Source organism: Sphingosinicella sp., assembly GCF_052387495.1.
Lineage (GTDB): Bacteria > Pseudomonadota > Alphaproteobacteria > Sphingomonadales > Sphingomonadaceae > Allosphingosinicella.
The window spans coordinates 26853-37069 of record NZ_JBQTJC010000170.1 but is presented as its reverse complement, the minus strand read 5'-3'; the positions used below and the strand labels follow the sequence as shown (position 1 = coordinate 37069).

Below are 10217 nucleotides of genomic sequence, written 5' to 3'. Positions count from 1 at the left end.
GATGTCAGTCGTGTGCGGAGCCGAGCTGGCGGCGAGCCGCGCGCGCCAGCGCGGCTAGGATGGCAGGATGATCCGGCCCTATCTCCCGCTCAATTCCCTGCGCGCCTTCGAGGCGGCGGCGCGGCATCTGAGCTTCACCAAGGCGGCGATCGAACTCTGCGTCACCCCGGCGGCGCTGAGCCACCAGGTGAAGGCGCTGGAGGAGCGGCTCGGCGCGCCGCTCTTCCGCCGCCTGCCGCGCGGGCTGGCGCTGACCGACGAGTGGCAGGCGCTGCTGCCGGTGCTGACGGAATCGTTCGACCGGATGGCGGCCGCGCTCGACGCATTCGACGGCGGCAAGGGGCGCGAGGTGCTGAGCGTCGGCGCGGTGGGCACCTTCGCGCTCGGCTGGCTGCTACCGCGGCTGGCGCGGTTCAAGGCCGCGCATCCGTTCGTGGACCTCAGGCTCAGCACCAACAACAACCGCGTCGACATCGCCGAGGAGGGACTGGATTTCGCGATCCGCTACGGCGACGGCGCCTGGCACGGCACCGAGGCGGTGCGCCTGTTCGACGCGCCGCTCAGCCCGCTCTGCGCGCCGGAAATCGCGGCGCGGCTGCGCGAGCCAGCGGATCTGACTGGCGAAACCCTGTTGCGCTCCTACCGGATCGGCGAATGGACGGCCTGGTTCGAGGCGGCGGGCGTATCGGCACCGCCGCTCACCGGCCCCGTCTTCGATTCCGCCGCCCTGGCCGCTGAAGCGGCCATCGCTGGCCATGGCGTCGCTTTGGTCCCGGTCCGGCTGTTCGAGCACGAGTTGGCGGAAGGCAAGCTGGTTCGTCCTTTCCGGCAGGAGGTGAGCCTCGGCGGCTATTGGCTCACCCGCCTCAAATCGCGCAAGCCGACGCCCGCAATGGCGGCGTTCGAGACCTGGATCCTTGCCGCGGCGGCAGGAGGCTAGGAAGCGGCGTCCTCGATCGTCTCCACGGTGAGCTGGTCGTTGGTGTAGACGCAGATGTCCGCGGCGATCTTCATCGCCTTGCGCGCGATCGTCTCGGCGTCCTCCTCGTAATCGAAGATCGCGCTCGCGGCGGCGAGGGCGAAATTCCCGCCAGACCCGATCGCCGCGACGCCCGCTGCCGGCTCGAGCACGTCGCCATTGCCGGTCAGGATCAGGGTCACGTCCTTGTCGGCGACGATCATCATCGCCTCGAGGTTGCGGAGATATTTGTCGGTCCGCCAATCCTTGGCGAGCTCGACCGCGGCGCGCATCAGCTGGCCGTGATGCTGCTCGAGCTTGCGCTCCAGCCGCTCGAACAAGGTGAAGGCGTCGGCGGTGGCGCCCGCGAAGCCGCCGATCACACTGCCGTCGCCGAGCCGGCGCACCTTGCGCGCATTGGGCTTGATCACCGTCGATTGCAGCGAAACCTGCCCGTCGCCGGCGATCACGGCTTTGCCGTTCTTGCGCACGCCGAGGATCGTCGTGCCGTGCCAGACTTCCATGTCCGCTCCCGCTCTTCGTGTCGGGGGCTATGTGGGACGGGCGCCGCGAAGCTGCAACCGCCGTTCAGTCGGTGGGCGTGGTCCCCTCGTAATGATCGTGGAGGCGCTGAACCTTGTCCCAGAAGCGCGAGCGCCGGCCGCCTTCCAGCACCTCCTGCAACACGTCGAGATGGGCATGCCAGCCGCCCGAGACGCCGACCAGCTCGCCGCGATTGGGGAGGCGGCGGTTGGTGAGGACCAGGCGGACCTTGTCGCCGACCTCGGTCAGTTCGAAGCTTACCTCGCTCTCGCTCGATTCCTCGTCCCAGGTGTGGACGAGGAGCCGGGGCGGATCGACCTTGACGATATGGCCCTTCATTCGATGCTCGCCGCTCCATTTCTCAGGGGCGACCTCGTCGGGCTGGGCCAGTTCCTGGTTGCGCCAGACATATTCCATCTCGCCGCCGGGACGGAGATCCATGTCGCCGCGCGCGAGCCATTGGGCGCGCTTGTCGGATTCGGTGAGATACGCCCAGACCCGTTCGATCGGGCCGGGGAGAAGTCGTTCGAAGCGGATCGTGCCGGCTTCGGTGATGGTGCCATATTCGGCGGTGGCAGTGGTCATGTCGTCTCTCCTTTGGAATCGTCGTCCTCCAGCGCCCGCTCCAGCGCGTCGAGCCGGCCGCCCCAGAAGCGGCGCATCCTAGCAAGCCAGTCCTCCATCTCGGCGAAGCCGGCCGGATCGAGGCTGTAGATCCGGCGCTGGCCGTCGATCCGAACCCGGACCAGCCCGGCCTCGCGCAGCGTCTTCAGATGCTGCGACATGGCCGGCGCGCTGATCGGGAAATGCGCGCCGATCTCGCCGGCCGCACGCGATCCCTGCCCGAGCAGCTCCACAACACCCAGGCGGGTCGAATCGGACAAGGCGGCGAACTTGTTCATCGCCGCCGTATTTCGCTATGAGCTTAATTAAGTCAAGTACGAATCATTCAGCTCGCTTCGGCAACCAGCGCCAGCCATTCCTGCTCGGTCATCACCTGGATGCCGAACTCCTCGGCTTTCTTGAGCTTCGAGCCCGCGCCCGGGCCGGCGACGACGAGGTCGGTCTTGGCGGAGACCGAGCCGGCCGCCTTGGCGCCGAGGCTCTCGGCCTGCGCCTTGGCCTCGTCGCGGGAGAGCGTCTCGAGGCTGCCGGTGAAGACGATGGTCTTGCCGGTCACCGGCGATTCGCGGACCTCGTGGACCACATCGGCGACCTCGACGCCCGCGGCGAAAATGGCGACGATCACCTCGCGATTATGCTCTTCCTCGAAGAAATCGAGCAAGGCGTTGGCGACTTCGGGGCCGATATTGGCCGTCCCCACCGCCTCCACCACCGCTTTGTTGCGCCGGGCGAGGAATTTGCGCTCCTCCTCGCCGTCCTCGGGCGCCAGCTCGCGCCGCGTCGCCAGCGCGCCTTCGATCATCGCCATGAAGGCAGCCCAGCTGCGGTAGCGCCGGGCGAGGTCGCGCGCGGTGACCTCGCCGACATGGCGGATGCCGAGCGCGAACAGGAAGCGGTCGAGCGGCGGCTTTCGCCTGACGTCGATCGCGTCGATCAGATTTTGCGCCGAAATCTCCGCCCAGCGCTCCCGGGCGAGCAAATCGTCTTTCTTCAGCGTGAAGATGTCGGCGGGCGACTGGAGCAGCCCGTCGTGGAAAAAGGCTTCGATATGGGTGATCCCCAGCCCCTCGATGTCGAGCGCGTGGCGGCTGACGAAATGACGGAGGCGCTCGACCCGCTGGGCGGGGCAGATCAGTCCCCCGGTGCAGCGCACGTCGACCTCGCCCTCCTCCCGGACCGCGTCGGAATCGCAGATCGGGCATTTGTCGGGGAAGATGTAGGGCGGCGCGACGCGCTCCGGCGTCAGATTCTCCAGCACCTGCGGGATGACGTCTCCGGCGCGCTGGATGCGGACCCGGTCGCCGACGCGCACGCCGAGGCGGGCGATCTCGTCGGCATTGTGCAGGGTCGCGTTGGTCACGGTGACGCCGCCGACGCCGACCGGCTTCAGCCGCGCGACCGGGGTCAGCTTGCCGGTGCGGCCAACCTGGATGTCGATCGCGAGCAATTCGGTCTCGGCCTTTTCGGCCGGGAATTTGTGCGCGATCGCCCAGCGCGGCGCCTTGGAGACGAAGCCGAGCCGCTCCTGCCAATCGAGCCGGTCGACCTTGTAGACGACGCCGTCGATGTCGAAGGGCAGGTCCGCCCGCTTCGCCTCGATCGCGCGATAATGGGCGAGGAGCGCGTCGACATCGGTGCAGCGGACGAGATCGTCGGCGACCGGCACGCCCCAGGCCTGGATCGCCCGCATCACGCCGGCCTGCGTGTCGGCGGGCACCGCCGAGGCCTCGCCCCAGCCATGGGCGTAGAAGCGCAACGGCCGCGAGGCGGTGACCGCCGCGTCCTTCTGGCGCAGCGAGCCGGCGGCGGCGTTGCGCGGATTGGCGAACTGGCGCGCCTTGTCCGGTTCCTCCGCCTCGGCGAGCAGGCGGGCGTTGAGCGCCGCGAAGTCCGCCTTCGACATATAGACCTCCCCCCGGATTTCGAAGACGTCGGGGGCGGCCCCCTTCAGGCGCTGCGGGACGTCGGGAATCGTCGCGACGTTGGCGGTGACCACCTCGCCGGTGGAGCCGTCGCCGCGGGTGGCGGCAAGGACGAGCGCGCCCTTTTCGTAGCGCAGCGAGCAGGAGAGGCCATCGATCTTGGGCTCGGCCGTGAGCGCGATTTCCGCGTCGTCGGGAAGCTTCAGCCAGCGCCGTGCCCGCTCGACGAAATCGCGCAGGTCCGCCTCGGAGAAGGCATTGTCGAGGCTGAGCATCGGCCGCGCGTGCCGCACCTTCGAAAGATGCGCCGCCGGCGCCGCGCCGACCTGCCGCGAGGGGGAGTCCTCGCGCACGAGATGCGGAAATTGCTTCTCCAGCGCGGCATTCTCTCGCACCAGCGCATCATAGTCCGCGTCCGAAATCTCCGGCGCGTCCTCGGTGTGATAGAGCGCATTGTGTCGCGCTATCTCCGTGGCCAGATATGCAAGGCGTTCGGTAGCTTCGGCTTCCTTCATGGATTTGCCGGTCCTTCCGCCAGAAATTCGGCGACCACCTCGATCGGACCGACGATCGCTTCGTTGAAGGCCGCCAGGTCGTCTGCCGGTATCCAATATTCCTGATGCGCCCGGCCGCCGGCGCTCTGCACGTGATAGCGGTTTAAAAAGTCGGATCTCACCTCGAATCTCGTTACAAAACCGGACCCGCTCGCTGGCACGTTCCAGTCCCGAGCAATCTTCGCCGCATAGTCCTCGGTCGTCACCGGATAGAAGATCGGCTGCTCCGGCAGGCGTTCCGGGAAGGCTCGCATTCCGCTCTTGCGGATCAGCTTAAGTTCCTCCGGGCCGACCGGCCGCCAGAGCGTGACGGTGTCGCTCACGCCGCCTCCAACAAGCGTTCGGCCTGCGCCCGGGCCTCGTCGGTGACCTGCGCGCCCGACAGCATCCTCGCGATCTCCTCGCGGCGCTTCTCCGCGTTAAGGGCGCGGACGCCGGTGCGGGTGACGGTGCCGTCGTGGCTCTTCTCGATCAGGAGATGGGTGGCGCCGCGGGCGGCGACCTGGGGCGAGTGGGTGACGACGAGCACCTGGCCCGCCGCCGCGAGCCGGTGCAGCCGCTCGCCGACCGCGCTCGCCACCGCGCCGCCGACGCCGCGGTCGATCTCGTCGAAGACGATCGTGCGAGGGCCGCCCTCCTCGTGCAGCGCGACCTTGAGGGCGAGGATGAAACGGGAGAGCTCGCCGCCCGAGGCGATCTTCGTCAGCGGTCCGAACGGCGCGCCGGGATTGGTCGCGACCTCGAACTCGACCCGGTCGCGCCCCGCCGCCGAGGGCTCCGCCGCGTCGATCGCGGTGCGGAATTTCGCCATGTCGAGCTTCAGCGGCGCCAGCTCGCCCGCCACCGCCGCGTCGAGCCGCCCCGCCGCTTCGCGCCGCGCCGCGCTTAGCGTCTCGGCGGCGCGGTCGTATTCGGCCTGCGCTTTAGCCACTTCAGCCTCCAGCCCGGCGAGATGGGCGCCGCCCGCCTCCAGCGCGGCGAATTTGCCCGCCAGCTCCTCGCGCAACGCGGGAAGCGCGTCGGCCTCGACCCGGTGCTTGCGGGCGAGCGCGCGAATCTCGAACAATCGCGCCTCGGCCTCCTCCAGCCGCGCCGGATCGAAGGTCAGAGCGGCGCGCGCGCGCTCCAGCGCATCCTCGCCCTCGGCCGCCTCGATCACCGCCCGATCGAGCGCCGCCAGCGTCTCGGCCAGCGAGACATGCTCGGCCGCGATCCGGTCGAGCCGCCGTGCCGCCTGCCGCAGCTGCGCCAGCCCGCCTCCGGATCCCTGCACCAAAGCCGCGACCGCCTCCAGCTCGTCGCCGAGCCGCGCGCCGGCCTGCATCGTCGCGCGCAGCGCCGCGAGGCTCTCCTCCTCGCCCGCCTCGGGCGCGAGGCGGTTTAGCTCCTCGACCGCATGGGCCAGCCATTCCCGGTCCCGCTCGGCCGCCTCGTGCGCCTCGCGCGCCTCGGCCAGCGCCTCATCGGCTTCCCGTAGGCGCTGCCACGCCTCGGCGGTCGGTCCCGTGTCGATCCGGCCATAAGCGTCTAGCAAGGACCGGTGGCCGCGCGGGTTCAGGAGGCCCCGATCGTCATGCTGGCCGTGGATTTCGACCAAGCTCGCCCCGAGCTCGCGGAGCAGACCGGCGGAAACCGGCTGGTCGTTGACGAAGGCCCGACTGCCGCCGTCGGCTTTGGCGATCCGCCGGATGACGAGCGGCTCGCCGAGTTCGGCGGCGAGGCCGTTCTCGTCGAGCAGCGCCCGCGCCGGGTGATCCGCCGCGATCTCGAAGGTCGCCGCGACCGAGGCTTGCGTCTCGCCGGTCCGCACCAGGGCGCTGTCCGCGCGCGCGCCGAGCGCCAGGCCGAGCGCGTCCAGCAGGATCGATTTGCCCGCCCCGGTCTCCCCGGTGAGCACGCCGAGCCCGCCGGAAAATTCGAGGTCGAGCGTTTCGATCAGCACGACGTCGCGGATCGAGAGGCCGGTCAGCATGGAAAGCGCGAACCCTGCATCCGATTCTCTTACGTCATTCCCGCGAAAGCGGGTATCTCACACCCTTTGAAGCACGGAGATTCCAGCTTTCGCTGGAATGACGCGGTCAACCCTGGGGCGTCGCCGGCTGCTGCTCCGGCTGCGGCTCGGGCGTCGCCGCGGCGGGCGGTGGCGTGGGCGCGCTGCCAAGCGGGGTGTCGGGCGTCGTGTTGGGCGCGTGGCGCTGGATCAGATTGTAGGCGCGCTCATACCATTCGGTGTTGGGATAATTGGCGCTGAGCACCGCGGCGGAGCGCCGCGCCTCGCCCGGAATGCCGAGCGCGAGATAGGATTCGGTGAGCCGCATCAGCGCTTCCGGCGTGTGGCTGGTCGTCTGATATTGCTCGATCACATTGCGGAAGCGTACCGTCGAGGCGAGCCATTCGGCGCGGCGCTGGTAGAAGCGACCGACCTCCATCTCCTTGCCGGCGAGATGGTCGCGGACGAGGTCGATCTTGAGCCGCGCATCGTCGGCATAAGGCGTGCCCGGATAGCGGCGGACGACCTCGCCCAGCGCGTCCAGCGCCTGGCGGGTGATCCCCTGGTCGCGGCTGACATCGCTGATCTGCTCGTAATAGTTGAGCGCGATCAGATAGAGCGCGTAAGGCGCGTCGCGGTTGCCCGGGTGGATCGAGAGGAAGCGGCGCGCCGATTCGATCGATTTCGTGTGATCGTCGGCGGCGTAATAGGAAAAGGCGCTCATCAGCTGCGCCCGCCGCGCCCAGATCGAATAGGGATGCTGGCGCTCGACCTCGTCGAAGATCAGGGCCGCCTGCTGATATTGCCGGCGCTGCAGCCGCTGGAAGGCGGCGTTGTAGAGCGTGTTGACGTCGCGCGCGACATAGCGCGTGTCGGCCGCGGTGCGGTTGAGGCCCAAAGTGCCGCAGCCGGCGAGCGGGACGATGGCGACGGCGGCGAGGAGAGCGAGCGGGCGGGAAAAGCTGTGCATGGCGGGCTTCTTAGCTGAGGCTTCGGGGGAGGCCAAGCGGCGTTTGGCTAGGAGAGCGGAGCCCGGCTGAACCGCGCTTTAATGGGCCGCTTAACTCGGCATTTGGGCGCTTTCTGCTATGCGCGGATGCGATGCTTCGCGTGCTCACCTTGGCGACCCTGTTTCCGAACGGGCGGCGGCCGACCCTCGGCGTCTTCGTCGAGCGGCAGACGCTCGGCCTCGCCGCGCGCGCGGACGTGGCATTGGAGGTCGTCGCGCCGGTCGGACTGCCGGTCTGGCCGCTCTCGCTCCATCCGCATTATGCGCCGCTGCGCCGCCTGCCGCGCGAGGAGGCGTGGAAGGGGCTGCGGGTGCACCGCCCGCGCTACCGGGTCTGGCCGAAAGGGGGCGAGCGGCGGACTGCCGCGAGCATGGCGGACGCGTTGCTGCCGCTGCTGCGCGAAATCCGCGACCGCTTCCCGTTCGACGTGATCGACGCCGAATTCTTCTGGCCGGACGGGCCGGCGGCGATGCGCTTGTCCGAAGCGCTCGGCATACCCTTCTCGATCAAGGCTCGCGGGGCCGACATTCATCATTGGGGGGGGCAACCCGACATCTGCGGCCAGATCCTCGCCGCCGGCCGCGCCGCGGGCGGACTGCTCGCGGTGAGCGCGGCGATGAAGGCGGACATGGTGGCGCTCGGCTTGCCGGAAGAGAAAATCCGGGTCCATCACACGGGGGTCGATCTCGACGCCTTTCGCCCGGTCGATCGCGCCAAGGCCAAGGCGGATCTGGGCGTCGCGGGCCCGCTGCTCGTCACCGCCGGGGCGCTGATCCCGCGCAAGGGCCAGGCGGTCGCGATCGAGGCGCTGGCGGCGATACCGGACGCGACTCTGCTGCTCGTCGGCGACGGTCCCGACCGCGCGATGCTCAGCCAGCTCGCCCGCCGCCTCGGCGTGCACGATCGCGTCCGCTTCCTCGGCGCGCTGCCGCACGAGGCGCTGCCCGGCCTGCTCGCCGCCGCCGACGTCTCGCTCCAGCCGAGCGCGAGCGAGGGGCTGGCCAATGTCTGGGTCGAGGCGCTCGCCTGCGGCACGCCGGTCGTGACCTGCGACGTCGGCGGCGCGCGCGACGCGATCGACCGGCCGGAAGCGGGCCGGCTGGTCCCGCGCGATCCCGCCGCCTTCGCCGCCGCGACGCGGGAGATCCTCGCCACGCCGCCATCGCAGAAGGATGTGCGTAAGGCGGCGGAGAAGTTCAGCTGGGACCGCAACAGCGACGAGCTGTTCGCTCATCTCTCGGCGGTCGCCGGGCGCTAGAGCGGCAGCAAGGCCGCGACGATCCAGCGTTCCTCGGCGCGCAGGATGCCCCAGGTCCGCGCCGCGGCGCGGCTGTCCATCGCCTCGACGCCGATGCCGCGTTCCTCGAGCGCGCGGACGAAGGCGCGCGGCGGGAAGGCCTGGTGCGCGCCCGTGCCCAGGATCAGGAATTCGGGTTGCGGATCGAGCGCCAGTACCGTCTCGACATGGGCCGGAATCAGCTCGGCCAGCGGTGGCGCATCCTGCCAGGCGCGCGCGCCCTCCGGCGTCAGCAAGGCGGCCTGATAGGTTTCGCCGTCGATCGTGAAGCCGCCCGCCGAAAGGCCACGGACGACCGGGCCACGCGGCGCCGGGCTGCGCTCAAACGCGGGCGCCGTCATCGGTTTCGTTGCGCGGTCCCCGCGCGGCGCGGCTGATCGGATCCTTGGGCACGAAGCTGTCCGGACCGACGCCCAGGGGCACGAGCAGGAAGCGCGCGACATAGATCGACGAATAGGTGCCGATGATGACGCCGACGAAGATGCCGATGGTGAGATCGTAGATCACATCCGGGCCGAGCAGGAGCAGGGCGGTTATCGCGACGAGCACCGCGCCGTTGGTGTTGATCGTGCGCGACAGCGTCTCGTTGACCGACAGGTTGAGCAGCGGCTCGATTGCCATCTTGCGATATTTTCGAAGATTCTCGCGGATGCGGTCATAGACCACGACGGTGTCGTTCAGCGAATAGCCGATCAGGGTGAGCAGGGCCGCGACCGCGTTGAGGCTGAAATCGATCTGGGTGAGCGAATAGAAGCCCATCACGATGATGAAGTCGTGGGTGAGCGAGACGAGGCCGCCGAGGCCGAACTGCCATTCGAAGCGTATCCAGATATAGGCGGCGACGCCGAGCATCGCGAGCAGCACCGAGAGCGCGCCGTCCCAGGCGAACTCCTCCGAAATCTTGCCCGTTACGGTCTCGACCGAGTCGATCCGGCTGCCCGGATAGTTTTGCGCGATCGACCCGCGGATGCTGGCGGCGATGGCGTTGGCCTGCTCGACCGTCTCGTCCTGGGCGCGCGGCACGCGGATCGAGATCGTGGTCGGGCTGCCGAATTCCTGGATGGTCGGATCGCCCACGCCGAGCGCGCCGATCCTTGTTCGCAGCTCATCGAGCTGAGGCGGCTGGGCGAAGGTGACCTGGACCATCTGGCCGCCGGCGAAGTCCACGCCGAGATTGAGGCCGCGCGTCGCCAGGCAGAAGATCGAGGCGCCGACCAGCAGGAGCGAGGTGACGACGGCGAACAGCTTCCAGCGCAGGAAATCGATGTTCGTATTGTCGGGGACGAGCTTCATCAGCCGCATGATCGATCCTTGCCTGC

At 69.1% G+C, this 10217-nt stretch carries 11 protein-coding genes; 2 read left to right on the top strand and 9 right to left on the bottom strand.

Annotated elements, in window-relative coordinates; genetic code table 11:
• The first annotated feature begins 67 nt into the window (after window positions 1–67).
• Window positions 68–940, top strand: a complete 873-nt coding sequence (locus ACT4N8_RS09590) for a LysR family transcriptional regulator (protein WP_444857906.1) — start codon at window positions 68–70, stop codon at window positions 938–940.
• On the opposite strand, the gene hslV is transcribed toward ACT4N8_RS09590, so the two are convergent.
• The 7 genes from hslV to ACT4N8_RS09555 all read right to left on the bottom strand — a co-directional run bounded on the left by hslV (window position 937) and on the right by ACT4N8_RS09555 (window position 7561).
• Window positions 937–1482: an ATP-dependent protease subunit HslV gene (gene hslV, locus ACT4N8_RS09585; RefSeq protein WP_444857905.1), complete on the bottom strand. Its 546-nt coding sequence runs from the start codon at window positions 1480–1482 to the stop codon at window positions 937–939. The two genes, ACT4N8_RS09590 and hslV, sit on opposite strands and share 4 nt — an antisense overlap.
• 64 nt (window positions 1483–1546) lie before the next feature.
• On the bottom strand, window positions 1547–2086 hold the full coding sequence (locus ACT4N8_RS09580; protein ID WP_444857904.1) for an SRPBCC family protein: 540 nt from the start codon (window positions 2084–2086) through the stop codon (window positions 1547–1549).
• Window positions 2083–2403 carry an ArsR/SmtB family transcription factor gene (locus ACT4N8_RS09575; RefSeq protein ID WP_444857903.1) on the bottom strand — a complete coding sequence of 107 codons (321 nt, stop codon included), beginning with the start codon at window positions 2401–2403 and terminating at the stop codon, window positions 2083–2085. Before ACT4N8_RS09575 ends, ACT4N8_RS09580 begins: the two co-directional genes overlap by 4 nt.
• Before the next feature lie 47 nt (window positions 2404–2450).
• Complete coding sequence (gene ligA / locus ACT4N8_RS09570; RefSeq protein ID WP_444857902.1) at window positions 2451–4562, bottom strand: NAD-dependent DNA ligase LigA; 2112 nt, start codon at window positions 4560–4562, stop codon at window positions 2451–2453.
• The gene (locus ACT4N8_RS09565; protein WP_444857901.1) at window positions 4559–4924 is read right to left on the bottom strand and encodes a hypothetical protein; all 366 of its coding nucleotides are present in this window, start codon (window positions 4922–4924) and stop codon (window positions 4559–4561) included. Before ACT4N8_RS09565 ends, ligA begins: the two co-directional genes overlap by 4 nt.
• Window positions 4921–6573, bottom strand: a complete 1653-nt coding sequence (gene recN, locus ACT4N8_RS09560) for a DNA repair protein RecN (protein WP_444857900.1) — start codon at window positions 6571–6573, stop codon at window positions 4921–4923. The genes ACT4N8_RS09565 and recN overlap by 4 nt, the downstream gene beginning before the upstream one ends.
• 106 nt (window positions 6574–6679) lie before the next feature.
• Entirely contained in the window at window positions 6680–7561 is an 882-nt protein-coding gene (locus tag ACT4N8_RS09555) for an outer membrane protein assembly factor BamD (RefSeq protein WP_444857899.1), read from the bottom strand.
• Window positions 7562–7692: 131 nt separating this feature from the next.
• Between ACT4N8_RS09555 and ACT4N8_RS09550 the strand changes: the two genes are divergently transcribed.
• The gene (locus ACT4N8_RS09550) at window positions 7693–8859 is read left to right on the top strand and encodes a glycosyltransferase (protein ID WP_444857898.1); all 1167 of its coding nucleotides are present in this window, start codon (window positions 7693–7695) and stop codon (window positions 8857–8859) included.
• On the opposite strand, the gene ACT4N8_RS09545 is transcribed toward ACT4N8_RS09550, so the two are convergent.
• Together ACT4N8_RS09545 and secF are read right to left on the bottom strand one after the other, a co-directional pair.
• Complete coding sequence (locus ACT4N8_RS09545) at window positions 8856–9239, bottom strand: Mth938-like domain-containing protein (protein WP_444857897.1); 384 nt, start codon at window positions 9237–9239, stop codon at window positions 8856–8858. The two genes, ACT4N8_RS09550 and ACT4N8_RS09545, sit on opposite strands and share 4 nt — an antisense overlap.
• Entirely contained in the window at window positions 9220–10200 is a 981-nt protein-coding gene (secF, locus tag ACT4N8_RS09540) for a protein translocase subunit SecF (RefSeq protein ID WP_444857896.1), read from the bottom strand. Before secF ends, ACT4N8_RS09545 begins: the two co-directional genes overlap by 20 nt.
• Window positions 10201–10217 lie beyond the last annotated feature (17 nt).